Annotated in this window: 24 protein-coding genes; 13 read left to right on the plus strand and 11 right to left on the minus strand. The window is 73.1% G+C overall.

Translation table 11 applies throughout. The features are described 5' to 3' along the window. The first annotated feature begins 167 nt into the window (after window positions 1-167). A complete protein-coding gene (locus CRP51_RS02380) occupies window positions 168-1,067 on the plus strand; it encodes an aminoglycoside phosphotransferase family protein (protein ID WP_097229221.1) in 900 nt (299 codons plus the stop codon). 157 nt (window positions 1,068-1,224) lie between these two features. On the opposite strand, the gene CRP51_RS02385 is transcribed toward CRP51_RS02380, so the two are convergent. Beyond that, on the minus strand, window positions 1,225-2,031 hold the full coding sequence (locus tag CRP51_RS02385; RefSeq protein WP_097229222.1) for an SDR family NAD(P)-dependent oxidoreductase: 807 nt from the start codon (window positions 2,029-2,031) through the stop codon (window positions 1,225-1,227). Window positions 2,032-2,173: 142 nt separating this feature from the next. On the opposite strand from CRP51_RS02385, the gene CRP51_RS02390 reads away from it, so the two are divergent. The 3 genes from CRP51_RS02390 to CRP51_RS02400 all read left to right on the plus strand — a co-directional run bounded on the left by CRP51_RS02390 (window position 2,174) and on the right by CRP51_RS02400 (window position 4,763). Beyond that, the gene (locus CRP51_RS02390) at window positions 2,174-2,752 is read left to right on the plus strand and encodes a sugar O-acetyltransferase (protein ID WP_245880312.1); all 579 of its coding nucleotides are present in this window, start codon (window positions 2,174-2,176) and stop codon (window positions 2,750-2,752) included. Between the two features lie 90 nt (window positions 2,753-2,842). Then, complete coding sequence (locus tag CRP51_RS02395; protein ID WP_097229223.1) at window positions 2,843-3,463, plus strand: TetR/AcrR family transcriptional regulator; 621 nt, start codon at window positions 2,843-2,845, stop codon at window positions 3,461-3,463. 91 nt (window positions 3,464-3,554) lie between these two features. After that, window positions 3,555-4,763, plus strand: a complete 1,209-nt coding sequence (locus CRP51_RS02400; protein WP_097229224.1) for an MFS transporter — start codon at window positions 3,555-3,557, stop codon at window positions 4,761-4,763. Window positions 4,764-4,900: 137 nt separating this feature from the next. Here CRP51_RS02400 and CRP51_RS02405 read toward each other — a convergent pair whose 3' ends face one another. Then, window positions 4,901-5,776 (minus strand): glycosyltransferase family 2 protein, encoded by an 876-nt coding sequence (locus tag CRP51_RS02405; RefSeq protein WP_097229225.1) that lies wholly within the window; start codon window positions 5,774-5,776, stop codon window positions 4,901-4,903. A gap of 412 nt (window positions 5,777-6,188) precedes the next feature. On the opposite strand from CRP51_RS02405, the gene CRP51_RS02410 reads away from it, so the two are divergent. From CRP51_RS02410 to CRP51_RS02420, 3 genes are all read left to right on the plus strand, one after another. Continuing rightward, the gene (locus CRP51_RS02410; protein ID WP_439333106.1) at window positions 6,189-7,241 is read left to right on the plus strand and encodes a sugar ABC transporter substrate-binding protein; all 1,053 of its coding nucleotides are present in this window, start codon (window positions 6,189-6,191) and stop codon (window positions 7,239-7,241) included. Window positions 7,242-7,315: 74 nt separating this feature from the next. Further along, window positions 7,316-8,860, plus strand: a complete 1,545-nt coding sequence (locus CRP51_RS02415; RefSeq protein WP_097229227.1) for a sugar ABC transporter ATP-binding protein — start codon at window positions 7,316-7,318, stop codon at window positions 8,858-8,860. Next, the gene (locus CRP51_RS02420) at window positions 8,853-9,884 is read left to right on the plus strand and encodes an ABC transporter permease (RefSeq protein ID WP_097229228.1); all 1,032 of its coding nucleotides are present in this window, start codon (window positions 8,853-8,855) and stop codon (window positions 9,882-9,884) included. The genes CRP51_RS02415 and CRP51_RS02420 overlap by 8 nt, the downstream gene beginning before the upstream one ends. Window positions 9,885-9,954: 70 nt before the next feature. Here CRP51_RS02420 and CRP51_RS02425 read toward each other — a convergent pair whose 3' ends face one another. The 3 genes from CRP51_RS02425 to CRP51_RS02435 all read right to left on the minus strand — a co-directional run bounded on the left by CRP51_RS02425 (window position 9,955) and on the right by CRP51_RS02435 (window position 12,294). Next, the gene (locus tag CRP51_RS02425; RefSeq protein ID WP_097229229.1) at window positions 9,955-10,497 is read right to left on the minus strand and encodes a GNAT family N-acetyltransferase; all 543 of its coding nucleotides are present in this window, start codon (window positions 10,495-10,497) and stop codon (window positions 9,955-9,957) included. A 113-nt stretch (window positions 10,498-10,610) separates the two neighbouring features. After that, window positions 10,611-11,372 (minus strand): ALF repeat-containing protein, encoded by a 762-nt coding sequence (locus CRP51_RS02430; protein WP_097229230.1) that lies wholly within the window; start codon window positions 11,370-11,372, stop codon window positions 10,611-10,613. Window positions 11,373-11,706: 334 nt separating this feature from the next. Then, window positions 11,707-12,294: a TetR/AcrR family transcriptional regulator gene (locus CRP51_RS02435; protein ID WP_097229231.1), complete on the minus strand. Its 588-nt coding sequence runs from the start codon at window positions 12,292-12,294 to the stop codon at window positions 11,707-11,709. Between the two features lie 72 nt (window positions 12,295-12,366). Between CRP51_RS02435 and CRP51_RS02440 the strand changes: the two genes are divergently transcribed. Beyond that, entirely contained in the window at window positions 12,367-13,179 is an 813-nt protein-coding gene (locus tag CRP51_RS02440) for an SDR family NAD(P)-dependent oxidoreductase (protein ID WP_097229232.1), read from the plus strand. 311 nt (window positions 13,180-13,490) lie between these two features. Here the strand turns inward: CRP51_RS02440 and CRP51_RS02445 are convergent, their stop codons facing one another. Then, entirely contained in the window at window positions 13,491-14,504 is a 1,014-nt protein-coding gene (locus CRP51_RS02445) for an AraC family transcriptional regulator (protein ID WP_097229233.1), read from the minus strand. Between the two features lie 127 nt (window positions 14,505-14,631). Between CRP51_RS02445 and CRP51_RS02450 the strand changes: the two genes are divergently transcribed. Beyond that, complete coding sequence (locus CRP51_RS02450; RefSeq protein ID WP_097229234.1) at window positions 14,632-15,648, plus strand: MBL fold metallo-hydrolase; 1,017 nt, start codon at window positions 14,632-14,634, stop codon at window positions 15,646-15,648. Window positions 15,649-15,724: 76 nt separating this feature from the next. On the opposite strand, the gene CRP51_RS02455 is transcribed toward CRP51_RS02450, so the two are convergent. Next, complete coding sequence (locus tag CRP51_RS02455) at window positions 15,725-16,168, minus strand: DUF5980 family protein (protein ID WP_097229235.1); 444 nt, start codon at window positions 16,166-16,168, stop codon at window positions 15,725-15,727. A 303-nt stretch (window positions 16,169-16,471) separates the two neighbouring features. After that, window positions 16,472-17,476 (minus strand): type I glyceraldehyde-3-phosphate dehydrogenase, encoded by a 1,005-nt coding sequence (gene gap, locus CRP51_RS02460; RefSeq protein WP_097229236.1) that lies wholly within the window; start codon window positions 17,474-17,476, stop codon window positions 16,472-16,474. A 133-nt stretch (window positions 17,477-17,609) separates the two neighbouring features. Between gap and CRP51_RS02465 the strand changes: the two genes are divergently transcribed. Further along, window positions 17,610-18,077, plus strand: coding sequence for a MarR family winged helix-turn-helix transcriptional regulator (locus CRP51_RS02465; protein WP_245880313.1), 468 nt, complete (start codon window positions 17,610-17,612; stop codon window positions 18,075-18,077). A gap of 147 nt (window positions 18,078-18,224) precedes the next feature. Here CRP51_RS02465 and CRP51_RS02470 read toward each other — a convergent pair whose 3' ends face one another. Both CRP51_RS02470 and CRP51_RS02475 read right to left on the minus strand, forming a co-directional pair. Then, the gene (locus CRP51_RS02470) at window positions 18,225-19,187 is read right to left on the minus strand and encodes an immunity 49 family protein (RefSeq protein ID WP_170970401.1); all 963 of its coding nucleotides are present in this window, start codon (window positions 19,185-19,187) and stop codon (window positions 18,225-18,227) included. 177 nt (window positions 19,188-19,364) lie between these two features. Beyond that, entirely contained in the window at window positions 19,365-20,213 is an 849-nt protein-coding gene (locus tag CRP51_RS02475) for an alpha/beta fold hydrolase (RefSeq protein ID WP_170970402.1), read from the minus strand. A 131-nt stretch (window positions 20,214-20,344) separates the two neighbouring features. Between CRP51_RS02475 and CRP51_RS02480 the strand changes: the two genes are divergently transcribed. The 3 genes from CRP51_RS02480 (at window position 20,345) to CRP51_RS02490 (ending at window position 22,245) form a co-directional block, all read left to right on the plus strand. Further along, window positions 20,345-20,845: a CGNR zinc finger domain-containing protein gene (locus tag CRP51_RS02480; protein WP_097229239.1), complete on the plus strand. Its 501-nt coding sequence runs from the start codon at window positions 20,345-20,347 to the stop codon at window positions 20,843-20,845. Further along, a complete protein-coding gene (locus CRP51_RS02485) occupies window positions 20,845-21,327 on the plus strand; it encodes a hypothetical protein (protein ID WP_097229240.1) in 483 nt (160 codons plus the stop codon). Before CRP51_RS02480 ends, CRP51_RS02485 begins: the two co-directional genes overlap by 1 nt. Before the next feature lie 249 nt (window positions 21,328-21,576). Beyond that, the gene (locus CRP51_RS02490; RefSeq protein WP_097229241.1) at window positions 21,577-22,245 is read left to right on the plus strand and encodes a hypothetical protein; all 669 of its coding nucleotides are present in this window, start codon (window positions 21,577-21,579) and stop codon (window positions 22,243-22,245) included. Between the two features lie 110 nt (window positions 22,246-22,355). Here the strand turns inward: CRP51_RS02490 and CRP51_RS02495 are convergent, their stop codons facing one another. Continuing rightward, window positions 22,356-22,730: a VOC family protein gene (locus tag CRP51_RS02495; RefSeq protein WP_097229242.1), complete on the minus strand. Its 375-nt coding sequence runs from the start codon at window positions 22,728-22,730 to the stop codon at window positions 22,356-22,358. Window positions 22,731-22,757: the final 27 nt, after the last annotated feature.

Raw genomic sequence — 22,757 nt, forward strand, 5'->3', positions numbered from 1 at the left:
CGTGCCGGCGTGCAGCAACACTCGACCGTCAACTGCAAACTGTCAACAGTTCACAGAGATGTCTCTTTCCGTGCCCGCGCGGTCGCCGAGCGCGGTGCCTGCGCGGAAATCCGGTGGACAGCGGGCGGCGACCCCGTTCGGATGGGCCGGTGGGGTCGACGACGAAGATGCACGAGGACGAGCTGGAGCTCGACGAGACACTGGTTAGGCGACTGGTCACCGACCAGTTCCCGCGCTGGTCAGGACTGCCGGTGCGGCGGGTGCCGTCCTCCGGCACGGACAACGCGATGTTCCGGCTGGGCGAGGCCCTGGTGGTGCGACTGCCACGCCGGCCCGGCGACGAGGAGACGGTCGCGCGGGAGGCACGCTGGCCCGCCGCGCTGGCGCCGCACCTGCCGGTGGCCGTGCCCGTTCCGCTGGAGGTCGGGGCGCCCGGCGGCGGCTACCCCCAGCCCTGGTCGGTCCACCGCTGGCTGCCCGGCCGCAACCCGGTGGTCGGCGAGATCCCCGAACCAACGCCGCTCGCCCGCGAGTTGGGCGAGTTCGTGGTGGCGCTGCGCTCCCTCACCCCGCCGGCGGACGCGCCGCGCGCCCGGCGCGGGGTGCCGCTGGCCGCGCGGGACGCCGACACCCGGGACGCGCTCGCCCGGCTGGCCCGACTCCCGCCCGGCGCGGAGCCGTTCGACCTGGACGAGGTGACGGCCCTCTGGGACCACGCGGTCGCCCTGCCGGACCCCGGCGGCCCCGACCGCTGGCTGCACGGGGACATCTCCCCCGGCAACGTGCTGACCGGCGACGACGGCCGGCTGAGCGCGGTGATCGACTTCGGCGGGATCGGGGTCGGCGATCCGGCGTCCGACCAGGCCGTCGCCTGGAACCTGCTCCCGGCGTCCGCGCGCGACACGTTCCGCGCGACGGTCGGCTCGGACGAGACGACCTGGCTGCGGGGCCGGGGCTGGGCCCTGTCGGTCGCGCTGATCCAGCTCCCCTACTACCGCGTGACCAACCCGGCCCTCGCGGCCAACTCCCGCCACGTGATCCGGGAATCACTGACCGCGACTCTCTGAAGCCCCCCGCAGGGGGCTTCAGGGGCGCGGACCTCACCGCCGGCGCCGGCCCCCCAGGGGCGCGAGGAACTGCGCGGCGCATCCACGACGAGCCGCAGACGGACCACAACCGCAACCACAACGGCGAGCCGCCGCCCCCCACAACCCCCGGCGGGGCTCAGCGGAGGGTCAGCACGTTGCCCGTCACCAGCCGCGCCTCCGGCGAGACGAGGAACGCGATGGTCTCCGCCACCTCCGCCGGGTCCGCGACGTGGAAGTGCGTCGCGCTGCCCGCCACGAACGCGCGGACCTCGTCGGTGATCCAGCCGGTGTCGGTCACCGGCGGGTGCACCACGTTGGCCGTGATCCCGTGGCGCGCCAACTCCGCGGCGGCCGAGAGCGTGTAGTGGGTCTGGGCCGCCTTCGCCGCACCGTAGGAGACCTCGCCGGGGAAGCCGAGTTCGCCGCCGCCCGAGGTCAGGCCGACGATGCGGCCCCAGTCCGCGCCGCGCTCCCGGTGGCGGCGGGCGAACTCGGCGATCAGCAGCGCCGGCGCCTGGGCGTCGACCGCGAACTGGTGGGCGACCGTCTCGGGCGTGACGGGCGCGGAGGCCCGGCCGACGGCGTCGGGGCGCGTGGCGTCGAAGGAGTCCTGGACCCAGCCGGAGGCGTTGTTGACCAGCGTGTCGACCGGGCCGAGCAACTCCTCCGCGGCGTCGAACAGCCGGGCGGCGCTGGCCGGTTGCGCCAGGTCCGCCTCGAAGGCGGCGGCCCGGCCGCCGGCGGCGCGGACGCGCGCCGCGACCGGCTCGCCGTCGCCGCCGCCGTCCGCCGCCCGCAGATAGGCGCAGAGCACGGCGACACCGCGCCGGCCCAGCGCCTCGGCGACCGCCTCGCCGATGCCGTGGCCGGCCCCGGTGACCAACGCGACCCGCTCGGCCGGAGCGGCGGGGTGAAGAGAAGAGTCGGAAGGGGTAGTCCTCATAGCCCCCAGCGGTAGCACGGACACCGTCCGGCGCCCAGCGGTTTTCGCCCGCGGGCCGGGGCCCAACCCCCCGTTCCCTCACGAGAAAAGGCCAGTTCAGGACGGGTGTACGTTCGTACACCCGAGGTGTAGTCTCGCTCGGGTGACGGACTACTTCGCCGGGGACGACCGGAGCAATCTGGAGCGGATGCTCGCGGGCGACCTCTACATCGCCGACGACCCCAGAATCCTCGCGGCGCAGCAGCGCGCCGTCCGTCTGGCCGGGGAGTACGCGGCGGCCTACGCCACCGACATCGAGGGCGCCCAGTCGATCGTCAGGGAGCTGGTCGGCTCGCTCGGCGCGGACGCCCACATCCGGCCACCGCTGTACGTCGACTACGGCAGCTATCTCTCCGTCGGCGACCGCACCTTCGTCAACTACAACCTGACCGCGCTGGACGTCGCCCCGATCACCATCGGCGCCGACTGCCAGATCGGGCCCAACGTGCAACTCCTCACGCCCACGCACCCGTTGGAGCCCCAGCCGCGCCGCGACAAGCTGGAGGCAGCGAAGCCGATCACGCTCGGCGACAACGTGTGGCTGGGCGGCGGCGTCATCGTGCTCCCGGGGGTGACCATCGGGGACGACTCGGTGATCGGCTCCGGCTCGGTCGTCACCCGGGACATCCCGGCCGGCGTTCTCGCCCTGGGGAACCCGGCCCGGGTGATCAGGTCGCTGTAGTGGGGTCCCGCACCGAGACGCGCCCCGTCTCCGCGACGCCGCGCCGCCACCGCGCCCCCGGGGCCGCGCCGTGACACACGGGCGGCGGCCGTGACGTTCGGGCGACACGACCCGGACCGCCGCGACCGCATACTGCGCGCGACGCTCGACGTGATCGCCGAGGTCGGGGTCGCGGGCGCCTCCCACCGGAGGATCGCGGCCAGGGCCGGGGTGCCGTTGGGGTCGATGACCTACCACTTCGACGGCATGGACGCGTTACTGCGGGAGGCGTTCACCGGCTTCGCCATGACGGTGGTCACCACCTTCGAGCAACGGCTGGGCGCCGCGCGGAGCCCGGCGGAGGCCCGGGAGGCGGTGGCCGACCTGGTCCACCATCTCTCCCGGGGCGACGAGGGCAACCAGCGGTCGATCGTGCTGACCCACGAGCTGTACACGCTGGCGGCACGGAAGCCGGCGTTCCGCGAACTGACCCGGGAGTGGATGCGCCGCAGCCGGGTCGCCCTCGAATGGCACTTCGACCCGGTCACCGCACGTCAACTGGACGCGCTCATCGAGGGGTTGGCGATCCACCGGGCGCTGGAGACCGAGCCGCACGACCGTTCCCTGACGATCGAGGCGATCGCCAGGATCACGGCGGGGGCGACGTCCCCGGCCACGCCGCCCACGCCCGCCGCTCCCGTCACGACCTCCGCGCCGAACACCGTTCGCTGACCCGGACAAGCCTCGGGGTCCCGTAGCGGACCCGCGCCCCCACCCACTCCTTCACTCCGACCGACGCCATCGCACGCCCGGAAAGAGAGCCATGCCCTCCCCTGCCGCCACCGACCGCCCCGTCAAAGCGCGTTGCGCGGTCGCCGCGCTCTTCTTCACCAACGGTTTCCTCTTCGCCAACGTCGTCCCCCGCTACCCCGAGATCAAGACGGACCTGGCCCTCTCCAACGCCGCGCTGGGCACCGCCATCGCCGCCATGCCGCTGGGCGCGCTGCTGCTGGGGCTGGCCGCCAGCCCCCTGATCAAACGATTCGGCTCGGCCCGCACCGCCGTCTTCAGCCAGCTGCTGATGGGCCTCAACATCCTGCTGGTCGGCACCGCGCCCAACCTCGCGGTGCTCTGCCTGGGCATGTTCCTCGCCGGCAGCCTCGACTCGGTCACCGACATCGCGATGAACGCCCACGGCCTGCGCGTGCAGCGGCGGTACGGACGTTCCATCCTCAACTCCTTCCACGGCGTGTGGAGCATCGGCGCGGTGGTCGGCGGGATAGCCGGCGCCGGCGCGGCCCAGGCCGGGCTGTCGCTGGCGATCCATCTGGCGATCGTCGGGGCGCTGGCCATCGCCTCGGCGTTGACCTCGAACCGCTTCCTGCTGCCGGGCCCGGAGGACGCGGAACGCGCGCCGGCTGAGTCGGCCGCCGAGAGTGCCCGGACGACGGCGCCGGGCCGGCGCGCCTGGCTGCGGCGGCCGGTGCTGACGGCGTTCCTGCTGCTGGGGCTGTTGACGGCGGCCGCGGCCGTCGTGGAGGACGCGCCCGCCTCCTGGGGCTCCAACTACCTCCAGAACGAGCTGGACGCGAGCCCGTTCGTCGGCGGCCTCGCGTTCATGGCGCTCCAGGGCACGCAGACCGTCGCCCGGCTCTGCGGGGACCATGTGGTGCGCCGGCTCGGCGACCGGACCACGGCGCGGATCGGCGGGCTGCTGGTGGTCGTCGGGATGGGAGTGGCGCTGCTGTGGCCCTCGGTGCCGACGACGGTGCTGGGCTTCGCGCTCTGCGGCATCGGGATCGCCACCCTGATCCCGGCGGCCTTCCACGCGGCGGACGAGATCCCCGGGCTGTGGCCGGGCGCGGGCATCGCGGTGGCGGCGTTCCTGCTGCGCGTCGGGTTCCTGGCCTCGCCGCCGGTGATCGGGCTGATCGCCGACGCGGAGTCGATCCGCCTGGGCCTGGTGCTGGTCCCGCTGGCCGGCCTGGTGATCCTGGCCACCTCCGGCATCCTCGACAAGCGATCCCCCTAGGACCCGACAAGCGGTCCCCCTGAAAGGAGCCGCCCACCGGCGCACCGGGGCGCGGGGGACCGCGCGCACGACCGACCACCGGGCCGAGGGTGATCAACCACCCGAGCCGCGCACGGGGATGTGGTCACCCCGGTGTGCTAGACGAGTGGCGGCCGCCCCGCCTTGGTCAACCGGCGGACCGTGTGCCAGCTCATCGGCGCGCGCCGCCCGTAGTCCCCGCGCCACCCCTCCGCGAAGCCCTGGAAGGAGACCCGCAGCGCCCGCCCCTCCCGGGTGCGGGCCAGGGTGACCACCAGCCAACTGGCCAGGTTGAAAGGAACCAGCACCGGCGGCAGATTGCGGCGCGCCAGCCAGACGCGGTTGCGCGCGGTGAGCCGGTAGAAGCCCTCGTGCCGCGTCGGGCTGGTCGCCGGGTGGTGGACGACGACCTCCGGCGTGTAGCGGCCGGTGTAGCCGTGGTCCCACAGCCGCCAGGCGAGGTCGACACCCTCGTGGAAGAGGAAGAAGTGCCCTGGCCAGCCGCCCACCTCCTCGAACGCGGAGCGCCGCACCAGCACCACGCCCTCCGCCATCACCGTCGCCACCCCGCCCCGCGCCGGGTCGGAGGCGCGCAGCCGGGGCACCCAGCGACGCAGCGTCGTGCCGTCGGGGTCGGCGATCCTCGGCTGGACATAGGCCAGTTGGGGGTCGGCGCGGAGATGGGCGGCCAGTCGCGCGAGCGCGTCGGTGGTGGGCAGCACGGCGTCGTTGTCGAAGAAGACCAGATGGTCGCCCGCGACCTGCCCGGCGCCCACGTTCCTTCCCTCGGGGATGCCGACGTTCTCCGGCAGCGAGACGGTGCGCAGCCCGTCGGGAATGCCCTCGGGGACGCAGCCGTTGCCGACCACCACGATGTCCAGTTCCACGCCGCGCTGGGCACGGAGCGAGGCCAGTGCCTCGCCCAGCTCGCGGGGGCGGTCGTTCATGGTCAGCACCACCGCCCCGACGCGGGGAAGGGCGTCGCCCAGTTCCATCACGTGCCTCCGCTCGCGTGCGCCCGTGCCGCGCGTACGCCCGTCGTTCACCCCACCGTCCGCGTGGGGATGCCTCACCTTAGAGCACCTCCGGGTGACGACGGGCCTTCACAGCGTCGCCCCCGACGCAGACATAGGGTCACTTCACCTCCCCAACTCCGTGGGATGGTGCGGGCTTTCCTCGCTGACCAGCGGTGGCGTGGTGTTGTTTGCGCGGGCCATGGACAGCATCACCGGCGGGGTCTATAAAACGATCCCATGTCTGGTCGCGCCGACGGGCCCCGGCGCGTGTCCCCCACTCCCCGATCCGACTCCGCCGAGTTGTCGCCGTTCCCCGTCAACTCCCGCGCCGCGCCCCGCTCGCGGACCGGCGGCCCAGCGCCGTGCGCCCGTCCGAAGGAGAAGATCAGAAGTGAAGCTCCGTCTCCCCCGCCTGGCCGGAACCCTGCTGCTCTCCACCGCGCTGCTGACCGCCTGCGCCGACGACCCCGGAGGCGGCGCCGAGGGCGCCACCATCGGCGTCGACTACCCCCGTTCCGACACCGACTTCTGGAACTCCTACATCGACTACGTCCCCGAGTACGCCGAGCGGCTCGGCCTCGACATGAAGACCACCAACTCGGGCAACGACGTCGCCACCCTCGCCTCCAACGTGCAGACCCTGCTCAGCCAGGGCGTGGACGGCGTCGCCATCGCCCCGCAGGACACGGCGGCCGTCGCGCCGGTGCTCCGGACCCTCGCCGAACGGGACATCCCGGTCGTCACCGTGGACACCCGACCCGACGAGGGCGAGGTCTACATGGTGGTGCGCGCCGACAACCGGGCCTACGGCGAGCAGGCGTGCCACTACCTCGGCAGCCAGCTGGAGGGGGAGGGCAAGGTCGTGATGCTCCAGGGCGACCTGGCCTCGATCAACGGCCGGGACCGCACCGAGGCGTTCCACGACTGCGTGGAGGCCGAGTACCCCGGCATCCGGGTCTTCGGCGAGGCCACCAACTGGGACGCGGCCACCGCCGCGCAGAAGCTCCAGACCACCCTCACCGCCCACCCGGACGTGCGCGGGGTCTATATGCAGGCCACGTTCGGGCTCTCCGGGACGCTCCAGGTACTTGACCAGTTGAACATGGCGGTCCCGCCGGACGACCCCGAGCATGTGTTCGTCGTCTCCAACGACGGCATCCCGCAGGAACTCCAGCTGATCGGCGAGGGAAAGATCGACGCGACCGTCTCCCAACCCGCCGACCTCTACGCCGAGTACGCGCTGACCTACCTCCGGGCCGCCCTGGACGGCGAGGAGTTCGAGCCGGGACCGACCGACCACGGCAGCGAGATCGTCGAGGTCCGGGAGGGCGTGCTGGAGGACCAGTTGCCTGCGCCACTGGTCACCAGGGACGGCGGCACCTACGGCGGGGTGGAGAGCCTGCCGTACGACGACCCCTCGCTGTGGGGCAACGACCGCGACTGACCGCGCAGGGCCGTCGTCCCCCGCGGAGCGGGCCGCCAGGACGCGCGGGGACGCGGAGACAGGGAGGCTTTCCGGTGGGGAACGAGGCGAGGCGGGAGCGGGCGCCGAAGCGCCCGCCGGCGGCGCTGGCCGTCGGGGTGAGCAAGCGCTACGGGTCGACGGTGGCGCTGGACGGGGCCGGGATCAGCGTGGCCGCGGGCGAGACCCACGCGCTGGTGGGACGGAACGGCGCGGGCAAGTCGACGCTGGTGTCGATCATGACGGGGCTGGTCCGCCCCGACGAGGGCCGGATCGCCTTCGACGGCCGGCCGGCGCCCCGGCTGGCCGACCGGGAGGCGTGGCGCGGCCGGGTCGCCTGCGTCTACCAGAAGTCGACGGTCATCCCCGGTCTGACGGTGGCGGAGAACCTGTTTCTGCACCGGCAACCGACCACCCGTCTTGGACTGGTCAACTGGTCAGCTCTGCGTCGCCAGGCGGCCGCGCTGCTGGCGGAGTGGGACGTGGCGGCGGACGTGCACGCGCTCGCCGGCGAACTGTCCGTCGAGCAGCGGCAGTTCGTGGAGATCGCCCGCGCGCTCTCGGGCGGCGCGAGATTCATCGTGCTGGACGAGCCGACGGCCCAGCTGGACGCCGCCGCGATCGGCCGGCTCTTCGCCCGGATCAGGGAGCTCCAGCAGCGCGGGGTCACCTTTCTCTTCATCAGTCACCACCTCCAGGAGGTCTACGACCTCTGCGACACGGTGACCGTCTTCCGCGACGCCCGGCACATCCTGACCGCGCCGGTCGCCGGGCTGTCCAGGGGGGAGCTGGTCGCCGCGATGACCGGCGAGGAGGTCACCACCTCCTCCGGCCGGCTGCGGGAGCGCCAGGCCGAGCCGCCGGCCGACGCGCACCCGGTGCTCACCGTCGAGGAACTGTCGCTCGAAGGCCGGTACGCGGACGTCTCGTTCACCGTGCGCGCCGGCGAGGTGGTCGGGCTGGCGGGGGCGGCGGGCAGCGGCCGGATCGAGCTGGCGGAGACCCTCGCCGGGCTGCGGGCCGCCGACGCCGGAACGGTCGAGGTGGACGGGCGCCGGCCCCGGCCCGGCGACGTGCCGTCCGCGTTGGCCGCCGGCGTCGGCTTCGTTCCCGAGGACCGCCACCGGCAGGGGCTGGTCCCGGACATGACGATCGCCAACAACGCCACCCTGACCGTTCCCGACCGGCTGGGACCGAACGGGCTGATCGACGCGCGCCGACGGGACGCCCTGGCGCGGGAGATGATCGACGATCTCGCGATCAAGACCCCCGGCCCCGGGCTGCCCGTCTCCGGCCTCTCCGGGGGCAACCAGCAGAAGGTCGTGATGGCCAGGGCGCTGGCCAACCGCCCCCGGCTGCTGGTGCTGGTCAACCCGACCGCCGGCGTCGACGTGCGGTCCAAGGACTTCCTGCTCGGCAAGGCGGACGAGGTGGCCGCCGAGGGCACCGGCGTGCTGATCGCCTCCGACGAACTGGACGACCTGGCCCTCTGCGACCGGGTGCTGGTGATGTTCCGCGGCCGGCTGGTCGCCGCGTTCGCCGCCGGCTGGACGGACAACGAACTGGTCACCGCCATGGAAGGGGTACCCGACGATGCCTGACTCCACGGTCGTCGAAGCGCCGGAACGGCAGCCGGGGGCACGGCCGCCCCGACTGCTGGGCGGCCGGATACCGATCGCCAGACTGCGGGAGTTCGCCCTGGTCCCGGCCATCGTGGTGGTGGCGATCGCCGGCTGGATCGTGGACCCGGTCTTTGTCCAGCGCCAGAACGTGATCAACATCCTTCAGACCATGTCCGAGATCGCCCTGTTGGTGCTGGCCCAGGCGCTGGTGCTGATCGTGCGGAAGATGGATCTGTCGCTGGAATCGACCATGGGGCTGGCGCCCGGGATCGCCGCCTGGCTGACCGTCACCGAGGCCGGCCAGGGTCTGGACCTGCTGCCCGGCGCTTTCGCCGTGCCGCTCACCCTGGCGGTCGGGGTGGCGATCGGGCTGGTCAACGCGCTGCTGATCGTCCGTTTCGGCTTGAGCGGCTTCATCGTCACGCTCGGCATGTTGATCATGCTGCGCGGCACCCTCACCGGCATCTCGGGCGGCCAGACGTTCTTCCAACTCCCGTCGTCCATGAGCTATCTGGGCACCACCCAGTGGCTCGGCCTGCCGGCGTCCGTCTGGCTCTGCCTGTCGCTCTTCGCCGTCGGCATCGCGGTGCTCGGCTGGACCAGCTTCGGCCGATCCCTCTACGCGATCGGCGGCAACGAGGACGCGGCCCGCGCCGCCGGCATCCGCACCCGCCGCACGGTCGCGATCGTGCTGGTGGTGGCGGGTCTGCTGGCGGCGCTCGGCGGGCTGCTGCTCTCCGGCCGCCTCGGCTCGGTGGCCGCGGCCCAGGGCGACGGCGCGATCTTCACCGTCTTCGCCGCCGCCGTCATCGGCGGCGTCAGCCTCTCCGGCGGCCGGGGCAGCCTCTTCGGCGCCTTCACCGGCATCCTGCTGCTGTTCATGATCCAGAACGTGCTCACCCTCGGCGGCGTCCCCGCCGAGTGGATCGACGCGCTCAACGGCTCGATCATCCTGCTCGCGCTCGTCATGTCCCGCATCACGACCGGAAAGGCACAGGACTAGGCCGTCTCATGTGGAACTCGGACGTTCGGCCTGGTCAGCCGGGTCAGCCGGGTCAGCCGGGTCAGCCGGGTCAGCCGGACGCCGCGTAGCAGTGGATGTCCACCCGCTGTTCCGGCTCCCACCACTCCTCGACCGTGCCCAACAGCCGCCAGCCGAGCCGTTCGTACAGCGCCGCCGCCGCGGCGTCCGAGGCCACGACGTCGAGCACCGGGTGCAGGCCGCGTTCCCCCGCCTCGGCGGCGGCGCGTGCCATCAGCAGGGCGCCAAGGCCGTGGCCCCGGGCCCACGGCGCGACGAAGAGCCGGTTGACCACGGCCGTCGTCTCGGGCCCGACCCCCGCGTGGGCGCTCCACAGGCCCGGCGCCACGTCTCCCCCGTCGCTCGCGGAGAGCACCACGTGACCGGCCACGCGGCCGTCCAGCTCCGCCACCCAGGCGGCGAGCAGCGTGGGCGGGGTGAGCCAGGCGCCGGGGTCCCCCGGCCAGTTCATCGGATAGCGGTCTTCCCGGTGAACCCCCTCCAGCGCACGCACGCACGCGTCGAGATCGCCGTCGGTCCTGCGCCGGACACTCGGGGTCGGGACGTGCGTCCGTCGCGTGTTCTCGTTGCCCATCGTGGCATCGAAACACGTCCGCGACGGCGTTGCCCAGCCACTTTCGTCGACGCCCGGCGCGGCGGACGACGGTCGCCCGCCGTCCGCCGCGCCGGCCTACCGGGCCGCGAGGGTCACGCGTCGACCTCGTACTGCCCCCGCGTGATGAAGTAGCGCAACGCCTCGGGCGTGCCCTCCTCCAACGCCGCCTCCGCGGCGGCGCGCAGCGCGTCGCTGGTGTCCGGGTCGGCCAGGATGCGGAAGGTCGCCACCTGGTCGTCCTCGAACTGCGCGAGCCGGTAGCCGGTCTCCCGGAACTCCCGCACGGCCTGCGGCGTTCCGGCCTCCAGCGCCGCGATCGCCTCGCGCTCCACGGCCCTGTCACCGGCCTCCCGCGCCAGGTTCAGGATGCGGAAGGTCGCCACCCGGTCGTCCTCGAACTGCGCGACGGCGTAACCCGTCTCGCGGAACTCCCGCAGCGCCTCCGCCGTGCCGGCCTCCAGTGCCTCGGTCACCTCGCGCTCCACGGCCCTGTCACCGGCCTCCCGCGCCAGGTTCAAGATGCGGAAGGCCGCCACCCGGTCGTCCTCGAACTGCGCCGCCGGATAGCCGGTTTCGAGGAACGCGCGCAGCGCCTCCTCGGTGCCGGCGTCCAGCGCCTCGTTGGCCCCACGGATCACCGCCCTGTCGCCGGCCTCCGTGGCGGCGTGCAGAATGCGGGCGACGGCGACGCGGAGCTCGTCCAACTCGTCGTCCGCCGCCGCCGTCGGCACCACGCCGTCGCCCGCCGGGCCGGTCGCGCCGGCCCCGCCGGAGGCGAGAGCGGGCGTGGCCAGCAGCAGCGTCGGCGCCAGCGCGGTGGCCGCGACGGTCACCGCGACACGGGTCAGTCTCATGTGAAAACCCTTCAGGTTCTGCGCGCAGCGCGCGCCTCGTGCGGAACCGAGGGCCACCGATGACCCGGGAAGGTCGCCGCCCACCCCCCGATGGCGGCGCGACTCTCCCCCCGTATGTCCTGTGCGTGTGCCCCCCGGCGATACGAACATACCCGCGAAAAGATCAAACGATCACCGCAGGAGCGCGACAACCTTCACTTTTTGTCGGCTGTTGACCGAACGCGCCTCGGGGCGCGCGCGGTTGCGCCCCTCGCGGAAGGACCCGGATCACCGGCGCGGGGCGCGCGGGACCAGAGGCGGGTCGCCGCCTCCGGTCCCGCGGCGTAAGGCGGCCCTAGCCTCGGAGGGCGGCGACCGCCTCGTCGAAGAGACGCTCCGGGTCGTCCTTCCCCCCGGAGCGGTACCAGGCGTCGACGGCCACGTCGACGCAGGCCAGCGCGGCGGCGACGAACGCCTCGGCCCTGGGGTCGGGCTCCGGCGACGCCGGCAGGCCCAGCCGGCGCTGCACCTCGGGGGCGAGCAGCGCCCGCCAGCGCAGATGCTTCTCCAGGTGCCGGGCACGCAGCGAGGGCGCCTCGTGGTGGAGGCCGGCGAGGGTGAGTTGCTCCGCCGGATCGCCCCCGACCTGGCGGAGGACCAGCAGGGCCGCCCGCATCGCCTCCCAGGCCGACTCCTCCTCCGGCCGGGACTCCAGCGCGGCCCGCACGGACTCGCCCAGGGCGTCCACGTCGCCGAGGACGAGGTCCTCCTTGCTCCCGAAGTAGTGGAAGAACGAGCGGCGCGAGATGCCGACCGCGGCGACGATCTGGTCGACGGTCGTCGCCTCGAAGCCGTTCTCCGCGAAGAGCCGGATGGCGGTGGCGGCGATCTCCGCGCGCGCGGCGCGGCGGGCGCGCTCCCGGAGCGTGGGGGTGTCGGCCATGCACCCAGCCTACGGTCCCGCACCGGAGGGCAAATCTTGCACCGAGTGCAAACATCTGCCTACAGTGCAGACATGACTCCGATCGACTTCTCCGGCCAGACCACGATCGTCACCGGCGCCAGCTCGGGCATCGGCGCCGCCTTCGCCCGTGAACTCGCCCGCCGCGGCTCCGATGTCGTCCTCGTCGCCCGGCGGCGCGACCGCCTGGAAGAGCTGGCCGCCGCGCTGCGGGAGAAGCACGACGTGCGGGCCGTCGCGGTCGCCCTCGACCTGAGCGAGCCCGGCGCGGGCCGACGGCTGGCCGCCGAACTGACCCGGCGGGACCTCGCCGTCGACGGCCTGGTGAACAACGCCGGATTCGGCACCGACGGCGCGTTCCACCAGGAGGACCCGGCCCGGCTCACCGACGAGATCAACGTGAACGTCGCCAACCTCGTCGACCTCACCCGCGCGTTCATCGAACCGCTCAGGGCCTCCGGCCGGGGCGTACTGGTCAACCTCGCGAGCATGGCCGCCTACACACCCACCCCCGGCATGGCGGCCTACGCGGCCGGCAAGGCGTTCGTCCTCAGCTTCACCGAGGCCCTTTGGTACGAGTCGCGAGGCACCGGCCTGCGCGTGCTCTCCCTCGCCCCGGGCCTCACCCGCACCGAGTTCTTCGACGGCCTGCGCGGGGGAACCTACCGGGGCAGCTACCAGACCCCCGAGCAGGTGGTCGCGACCGCGATGCGCGCACTCGACCGCGGCCGCCGGCCCAGCGTGCAGTCCGGCCGGTTGAACGCACTCACCGTGCGACTGCCACGCCTCGTCACCCGTCGACGCGCCGTCCTGCTCAGCGGGACGATCGCGGCACGGTCGTCCGGGGCGGTCCCGCACCCGGCTTGAACCGCACCACGGCCGTCCGGGACGACCCCACACCCCGCTCGAACCGCACCACGGCCGTCCAGGACGACCCCACACCCCGCTCGAACCGCACCACGGCCGTCCAGGACGACCCCACACCCCGCTCGAACCACGCCACGCCCCCGGTCAACTCCCGGGCGGCCGCGCCGAGTCACGGCTCCGGCCGTCGAGCGCCTCGGGGGCCCGAGCAGGCGGCGCGCAACCGTTCCGCGTCTGCCGCGCGGACCAGCCGCGTGCCGTGCCGTGCGGTTCGGGCCGGGCCCGACCGGGCCCCGTGTCGCCGACGCCCACGCTCAGCCAGGGACCGCCGCCCCCGGCCCGCCTCGGCCATCCGGATCGTGCGGATCGTCCGGCGCCGTGACCACCGTGCGCGCGGCGCTCCGCAGCCGGTAGCGCCCCGGCGTGATACCGAACTCCCGGACGAACGCGTGCGAGAGCGCGTACGGGCTGCCGTATCCGACACGCTCCGCGACGCTCGCCAACGTGTCGCCGGACTCCCGGAGTCGCGAGGCGGCGAGGATCAGCCGCCACCAGGTGAGATACGCCATCGGCGGCCGGCCGACCAGCGCGCCGAACCGGCGGGCCAGCGTCGGCCGCGAGACGCCCGCCTCCGCCGCCAGCCGGTCGGCGGTCCACGGCGCGGCCGGGTCGCCGTGCAACGCCCGCAGCGCGGCGGCCGTCACCGGGTCGCTCAGCGCCCGGGGCCAGGCCCCGCCGGTCGCCTCCGCCAGCCAGGACCGGATCAGATAGACCAGCAGCAGGTCCAGCAGGCTCGGCAGCGCCACGCACGAGCCGGGCCGCGTCTGGTCGAGCTCGCCCGCCAACAGCTCGATCGCCGAACGGAGTTCGGGATGTGCGCCGATCCGGCTCGGCAGGTGGACCACCTCGGGCAGCTCGACGAGCAACGGATGCAGCCGGCTGCAGTCCAGCCGGTAGGTCCCGCAGAGGATCTCCGTCGGGTCCGCGGCACCGGGTGCTCGCGACGCCTCCGTGCGCGTGCCGTTCGCCGCCGCCCAGCGCGCGAACGGCACCGCGCGCCGCGTCGCCGCCGCCCGCCCTTCGCTCGCCCTCGCGTCCGCGAGCACGTGCCCGGTGCCGTGCGGCAGCAGCACCGCGTCCCCCGCGCCGAGCACCACCGGCGGGCCGTCGCCGTCCGGCAGCAGCCGGCACCCGCCGGCCAGCACCACGTAGAACCCCGCGCCCTCGTACCGTTCCCGCCTCGCCTGCCAACGGCCGGCCGGCCACACCCGGTGGGACGTCGGGTGCCCCAACCGCACGGCCGAGATCGCGTCGCTGACCACATCCACCGTCGCAGGCTATCCGCCCCGCCTGGTTGACCACTTCCACGGGGAACTGACCAGTGAGCGGACCACGTATTCCAGTGAGCCGGTCACACATTGAACCGCTCAACTCACTGTTTCTAGGGTCCGTTCCATGACCGAGAGCACACCGGCCGAGACCACACCGGCCGAGACCAGGACGACCGGGACCACACCGGCCGGGACCACACCGGCCGGGACAACGGCACCCGCGACAGACCCGACCGCGACCGAACCCGCCGCCCGCGTCCGGCGCTTCGCCCTCGGCGACGTCGAGATCATCCGACTCGTCGAGTGGCACCGCCCGTTCGCGCCCGCCGCCGAGCTGGTGCCGGAAGCAGCGCCCGAGGCGTGGACCGACCACGCCGAGTCGCTGGTACCTGACCACTATGAACCGGTCAACAAATGGGCGGTGCTCGCGCTCCAGTACTGGGTGCTGCGCAGCGAGGGCCGGACCATCCTGGTCGACACCGGCGCCGGCAACGGGCGCGAACGCCCGGGAATGCCGCCGTTCCACCAGTGCGAAGGCGACTTCCTCGACCTTCTCGCGGCGGCCGGCCTCGCCCCCGACGACGTCGACCTGGTGGTCAACACCCATCTGCATGTCGACCACGTCGGCTGGAACACCAGGGCAGCCGACGACGGCACCTGGGTCCCCACGTTCCCCCACGCCCGTTACCTGCTGCCGGCCGCCGACGACCACCACTACGGCCCGGAGAACGCCTACGGCGGCGGCGCCGCCGAGGTCGACCGGCTGATCTACCAGGACAGCGTCGCGCCGATCCACCGCGCCGGCCTCGCCCAACGCTGGGACGGCCACCACCGCCTCGACGGCGCCCTCACCCTGGAGTCCGCCCCCGGCCACACCCCCGGCTCCTCCGTGCTGCGCCTGGCCTCCGGTACCGACCGCGCGGTCTTCGCCGGCGACCTGCTGCACAGCCCCGTCCAGATCCCGCACCCCCACCACAACAGCGGCGCCTGCCTCGCCCCCGCCCAGGCCGCGGCCACCCGCCACCGCGTGCTCCAACAGGCCGCCGACAATCGCGAGTTACTGATACCCGCGCACTTCGGCGGCTCAGGCGTCGTCGAAGTCCGCCGGAGCGGCGCGACGTTCACCGCGACGGAGTGGTGAACGCCCCCGCCACCGGGGCGACTTCAAGGGGCCGGACGTCGACCGCGCGCCGGGGCGCGCGCGGCCGTGGCGGCGCTCAGCCCCGCACGTCCGCCAGGCAGTCCTCGCGGGAGACGATCAACACGGGTTCGGTCTGGATCTCGGTGCCGTCGTCCGCCCAGAGGGTGGCGGGGTAGTCGCCGACGGGGATGGGCGCGATCGACACGTGGACGAACCCCGTGGCTCCGTCGAGGTGTTCGTTCCACTCGCCGGGATGGACCGCGCCGCCGTCGCTGTAGGAGCCCTCGGGCAGGTCCGAGACGCCGGTCGTGATCACGGTCGACCACGTCCCGCGCAGCGAGGCGAGGAAGTAGGTGCTGGGCCAGCCCCGGTCGGGGTGGACACAGATGCGCTGCGGATGACCTGGCGAGTACTGCAACGTCCAGGTCGCCGCCGACGCGGGCGTCGCCCCGGCCAGCGAGAGCGTGCAGGTGGCGAGCAGACCGGTGAGCAGTCCGACCACACGACGGGATAACTTCATCGATGCCTCCTTGAGGAGAACGCGCGGAGGAGTGCGCGCGGGAGTCTGTCGTGGACCTCCCGGCGGCTCCTCCGGCCAGGAGGTCATGGCGAGTCTCGCGCGCGTCGGCCCGCCGGACAAGAGGTAGTTGAACGTTGATTTTTCTGCCTCTCCAGGCCACGGGGAAAGGCGCCGATCAGGGCTCTGGAGGCGTCAACTCCCTTTTCGCGACAGCCGGTTGCTCGGCGGCTCCCGGGACACGTCAGCCGCTCCTGCCGCCGGGCGCCGCAGCGGGCGAGGCCACGACGCCCGTTCGACGGAAGGTCACGAGGACGCCCCCACGAGCAGCGCCAGGTCGACGAGGCGGTTCGAGTAGCCCCACTCGTTGTCGTACCAGCCGACGACCTTGACCTGGGGGCCGGAGACCCGAGTGAGCGCGGCGTCGAAGACGCAGGAGACCGGGTCGCCCACGATGTCGGCGCTGACCAGCGGCGCGTCCACGGAGGACAGCAGCCCCTTGTACGGCCCCGAGGCCGCCGCCGCGTACGCCTCCCGCACCTCCTCCACGGTGGTGGCGCGGCGGGTGACCACCGTCAGATCCGTGACCGAGCCGGTCGGCACGGGCACCCGCAGCGCGAACGCGTCCAGCCGGCCGGCGAGTTCGGGCAGCACGAGGCCGATGGCCTTGGCGGCGCCGCTGGAGGTGGGAACGATGTTCAACGCGGCGGCCCTGGCCCGGCGCAGGTCCTTGTGCGGGGCGTCCTGGAGATTCTGGTCCTGGGTGTACGCGTGGACCGTGGTCATCATGCCGCTGTCGATGCCGACGGCGTCGTGCAGCACCTTGGCCAGCACGCCGAGGCAGTTGGTGGTGCAGGAGGCGTTGGAGATGACGGTGTGGCGCGCGGGGTCGTAGTCGCCGTCGTTGACACCCAGCACCACCGTGATGTCCTCGCCGCTGGCCGGGGCCGCGATGATGACCTTCTTCGCTCCGCCCTCTACGTGTGCGCGGGCCTTCGCGGCGTCGGTGAAGAGGCCGGTGGACTCGATCACGATGTCCACGCCCAGGTCGCCCCAGGGCAGCGCGCCCGGGTCGCGCTCGGCGAGGACCCGGACCGTCCGCTCCCCCACCCGGATCGCGCCGGGCTCGGCGACGACCTCCTCGGGGAAGCGCCCCGACGTCGAGTCGTAGGCGAGCAGATGGGCCATCGTGGGCACGTCGCCGAGGTCGTTGACGGCGACGACCTCCAACTCCGAGCCGCGCGCGGCGGCCGCGCGGAAGACGTTGCGGCCGATGCGTCCGAAGCCGTTGATGCCGATGCGCACGGTCATGGAGGTGCTCCTCTAGCGCTCTGGGGGTTCGTTGACGCGCCGTTGCGCCGAGGTGGGTCACGCGGTCGCGCCGGGTCGGGGTCCCGGCGCGATACATAAGGAGCTTATATATGTCCGCGATATATTTCCAGGCGTGACTCCTCCCCAGCGCGCCGACGACATGGGCGGCCTGAACGTCGTCGACCTGACCACCGCCATCGAGAACTTCAACCGCTACTACATCCGGCTTCCGTCGGTACAGCAGCTGTCGTTTACCACCCTGTCCGTACTGGACGCACTGGTCTCCGGGGGCCCGAAGAGGCTGACCGAACTGGTAAAGACGGAGCAGATCAGCCAGCCGGGACTCACCCAACTGGTCACCCGGCTCGAACGCGACGGCCTGGTGGAACGCCGCCCCGACCCGGCGGACGGCCGGGCCGTCCTCGTCCATCTCACCGAGGCCGGGCGAGCGGTCCGCCAGGCCCGACAGGACGAGCGCGAACGCCGCCTGGCCCCGCTGATCGCGCGGCTGACGCCCGGGGAACGCGAGGCGATCGCCTCGGCCCTGCCCGCCCTGACCCGCCTCGCGGAACTCGGCGCCGAAGCCGAGGCCCAGGCCTAGGCCCAGGACAGCACAGCGGACGCCGGCGCGAGGGTTCCGCGGGGCGCCCACGCGCCGCTGACCGTCGGCGCGAGGCGGGAGACTCACCGACCGCGCGGGAATGCCGGCGACCGGACCGTCACGGAGGGCCGGTCGGCGACCGGACCGTCACGGGGTGCGGGTCGGCGGCCTGATCAGGTGCTCGGGCAGGTAGTCGGAGGTCACCCCGACGGGGAGGCCCCGATCGTGGGCGAGGCAGGCCAACGCGGTCGGGCCCAGCGCGAAGAAGCCCTCCGGAACGACCGACCGGTCCGTCGTGAACTCCTCCGGCCCGCCCCTGGCCGTCCAGAACGCGTGGTGCAGGCACACGGCTTCACGAAGGTCCTCGTCGAAACGGTCGGACCATCCGGCCGCGACGTCGAACAGCAGCCTCATCAGGGGAAAGTGGCGGTGGAGGGCGATCTCGGGAGTGGCGTTCCGCAGTTCCTCGGGCGCGGTGAGTTCGATGCCGCGGTTGATCCGGTCATACACGTCGGCATCCTCCCGGAAGAAGGCGCGCATCGCCCCCGTCCAGGCGCGCATGTAGGGGTCGAGCGCCCCGCCGCCCCTGCCGATGGCGTCCTCCGGCACCCGGACCAGGTCCTCGACGAGCCGCCGCTCGCGGCAGATGACCGCCGCCCAGAGGGCGTTCTGCCATTCGGCCACGCGGAGCGGGGTGCGCGACGGCACGGGCGGCAGCGCGAACTCCTGCGCGCCTGCGGGCAGTTCGAGCGTCACACGGAGCAACGGCGCCTCATCGGTGGCGGCTTGCTCCGGCGGGGCGTGGGCCGCGCGGCCCGCGAGAACGCAGGCCGCGGTGCCCGCCTGTGCGACGAGCAGCAGACTCCGGCGGGTCTCGGCGCGGGCGGCGGAGGGGTCGGACAGCAGCAGGTGACCGGTCAGGTTCATGGCCCAGTTGGCCACCTTCCTGGTCAACGCCGGCGCCTTCGGCAGATGGGAGGCGAACGTGGCGATGTTCCGTGCCGTCGCCTCCACCAACCCCGCCGTGGCCTCGTCCGCCCGCGCGTGCCGGGGCGGCAGGGCTTGGCGGGCGCGGCTCGCGGCCGCCTTCGGCTCCTCGTGCGCGGCCATGCGGTGGTTCCCCGTTCCCGTTCTCCCTGACGCGTGGCGGTACATGGTGGTACGTGCCGGTGGGGGCGCGCAACGCGCCCCCACCGGGCGACGCGGGCGCGGGCCCGCCCGACGCCCCGGCCCCTTCCGCCGGCCACCCCGCCCTCAGGCGCCGAAGAACGCGGACTCGGGCCGCGCTCACTCCTCCTGGCGCAGGCGCGGACGGAAGTCCCTGATCGCGGTGGCGACCTCGTCCAGGTGGCTCTCCAGCAGGAAGTGGCCGCCGTCGAGCAGGACGACCTCCGCGTCCGGGACGTCGTCTCGGAACGCCTCGGCGCCGGCCGGGCCGAAGATCTCGTCGTTGCGACCCCAGACCGCGAGGACCGGGACGCGGTAGGCGCGCAGCCAGGCGTGCACCGCCGGGTAGAGCGCGCGGTTGGTCCGGTAGTCGGCGAACAGGGCGAGTTGGGCGCGGTCGACGCCGGGGCGGGCGAGCAGCGCCAGGTCGTGTTCCCAGGTGTCGGGGGCGATCAGGGTGGGGTCGGGGACGCCGTGGGTGTACTGCCACTCGACGGCCTCCCTGCTCAGCGCGGTGCGGACGCGGGCCTCGTTCTCGGGGGTGCGGTCGTCCCCGTAGGCCCAGACCGGTTCCCAGAACTCCGGGACGAAGCCCTCCTCGTAGGCGTTGCCGTTCTGCGAGATCACCGCGAGCACCGACTCGGGGGCGGCCAGCGCGAGCCGCCAGCCGACGGGGGCGCCGTAGTCCTGGACGTAGAGCGCGTAACGGCGCACGTCGAGTGCGGCGAGGAAGCGGCGGGTGACGTCGGCGAGGGCGTCGAAGGTGTAGGCGAACTCGCCGGCGTCGGGCGCCGAGGAGCGGCCGAAGCCGATGTGGTCGGGGGCGATCACCCGGTAGGGGCCGGCCAGGGCCGGGATCAGATGGCGGAACATGTGCGAACTCGTCGGGTACCCGTGCAGCAACAGGAGCACGGGGGCGTCCGCCGGGCCCGCCTCCCGGTAGAAGACGTCCAGTCCGTCGACGTCCACGGCGCGGTGGTACACCGGGTGGTAAACAGCGACCACGGTAACCCCTTACTTCGATTTAACCGGTTAGGTTACGCTGATGATGCACAGGGCCCACGCGGCGTGTCAAGAAGTGAGGGAACGGGAGGTGAGCCGTGGTCGAGGACGAGGAACTGCTGCTCGCCGTGCTCAACAGCGCGCCGGTGATCGACGGGCACCCCACCGACCGGCTGCGCGGCGAGGGCGCGGCGGAATGGGTGCGGACGGCGTTGGGCGGGCACGGGACCGCGGCGGAGTGCGAACGGCTGCGCCTGGTGCGCGAAGCGCTGCACGCGCTCATCCGGCGGACCTCCTCGGACACCGACGCCCTGTCCGCCGCGCTGCGTGGGGCGCGACTGCGGCCCGAGGTCTCGCCGGCCGGCGTGGCCTGGGAGTTGGAGACCCCGCCCGACGAACGTCTGGCCGTCCGCGTGGTGTTGGCCTGGTCGCGCGTCACCACCGAGCTGGCGGGGCGGCTGCGCCCCTGTGCCAACGAGGAGTGCCACCTGTTCCTCGTCGACCACAGCCGCCCGGGGACCGCGCGCTGGTGCTCCATGGCGGCCTGCGGCAACCGCATGAAGGCGCGCGCGCACGCGCGCCGGCGGCGCACGGGGTAGTGGAAACCGGCAAGGAGCCTTCCGCCGCCGTCGGGCCCTCCCCTCCGGGGGACGCCGCGCAACGCCTGCTGACCTGGATCGCCCAGGTCGCGGAAGAGCCGCTGGTGCTGAATGCGGCCGACCGGTCAGCCGAACTGGCCGCCAACACCTGGCGGTTGGGCGCGTCGGACGAGGACCGGCGGTCGCTGACGGTCGGGGCGGTGGCCGCCGCGTTCGAGCGGACCGCCGACGGGATCGCGGCGCGGATCGCCGGCGCGGGGTTCGCCGGGCCGGTGACGTTCTACGTGTGGCACGACGCGCAGGCCGGGCAGTTGCGGTGCTCGACGGGGTCGGTGACGCCTGACCGACTACCGTTCCGCGGCACACATGTGCCGGTCGGGGAGCTGGCGCCTGCACTGGCGCCGTTCCTCGACGCGGACCCCGAATCCGCTGCCGGAGCAGGGCCGTTGACGGTGTGGGTGCGCGCGGTGGGGCGCCGCTGAGGAACGTCCCGGGCAACGCGGCCGGGGAATGCCGCCGGAGAACGCGCTGACCGCCCGGGGCGGGTCTCGTCCGGGGCGTGTTGCCGCGCGGGCGAGTTCGTCACCGAGCGTAGAGGGAAACGGCAGAGATCTCCCCGAAGGGACGATGGCACTCCGCTATACACCCCGTGTATAGTCACGACCGGTAGCGGGCAGCAAGTGCTCCGCGCCAGACCGACGTTCGTCGTGAGCAGAGAGCAGGACACCCACATGACCCACCGCGGAACGCGTGCGCGCAAGGCCCTGATGGCGGCTGCCGGAGTCGTGCTGATCGGGGTTCTGGCCCAGCCGGCCATCGCCTCCGCCTCGCCCGACTCGACGGGCTCCTCCGGCTCATCCGGCTCGTCCCAGGAAGTGGCCGCCGCTCCGGTCGAGACCGTGGAGGCGTACGCGCCGATCGAGGTCGGCCCGGACGACCTGATGGCCCTGCTCCCTGAGGACGCGCCGAACTACGTGTTCTCCGGCGCGGAGGACTTCGATCGGGCGTTGGAGTGGGCTAAGGGCAGCGGCGGCGTCCCGCTGAAGCCCTCCAAGATCAGCGGCGACTTCCGACTGGAACCTGACTTCGCCGTGCTCGGCGGCGGTTGGCGCGTCGACGGGGCCCCGTCCCGGATCGCCGCCGAGGTCAGGAGCGGGGACGAGGTGGAGACCGTCGAGGCGAAGCTGGTCCAGCTCGAAGGCGAGGAGGGCTGGGGCGGCTACTACTTCGAGGGCACCATCCCCGTCGGAGGCGACGTGGACTCCGTCACCGTCCGCGCCTACGACGCCGAAGGACAGGTCTTCGACGAGGTCCTCGTGGAAAACAACGAGGAGGGCGGTGTCGGCCAGGAGTCGCCCGGGACCGGGTCCGCGTTCGGCACGCATCGCATAGCCAACTGACGGGGGCCGTCCGGTGCCCCGGCGTCCCCGGGGCACCGGACGGCACGAACCGCAGGCCGACACGAACGGCCGGCCGACGAGGGGCCACCGTTCGTCAGAGCGAGCCGGTCTCAGGGCCAGACGGTGGCGTGCTCCGTGAAGTCCTCGCTCTGGGTCGGCACCACGCAGAAGACCAGCCCGGTCGGGTCCAGCAGGTGAACGCAGCCGTCGGCCTCCCCGGTCCTGGTCGCGCCCAGCGCCTCCAGCCGGGCCACCTCGGCCGGCACATCGTCGGTCTCCAGGTCGAGATGGACGCGCGCCTGTCCCTCCTCCATGCGTTGGTGAGCCAGCATCTCCCCACCTTCGAGACGGCTCAGCAAGGTGTACGGCGTTCCCTCCGCCGGCTCGGGCGTCTTCCCCAACGCGGCGCTCCAGAAGGCGATTCCGGCGTCCGCTGTCTCCGGCGGCGAGTCGATCAGGACCACGTGCAGTCTGCTGCGATGCATGAGGGAAATGCTGTCACAGGGACCGGC

The sequence above is a fragment of the Streptomyces zhaozhouensis genome (genome assembly GCF_900230195.1).
Taxonomy (GTDB): domain Bacteria; phylum Actinomycetota; class Actinomycetes; order Streptomycetales; family Streptomycetaceae; genus Streptomyces; species Streptomyces zhaozhouensis.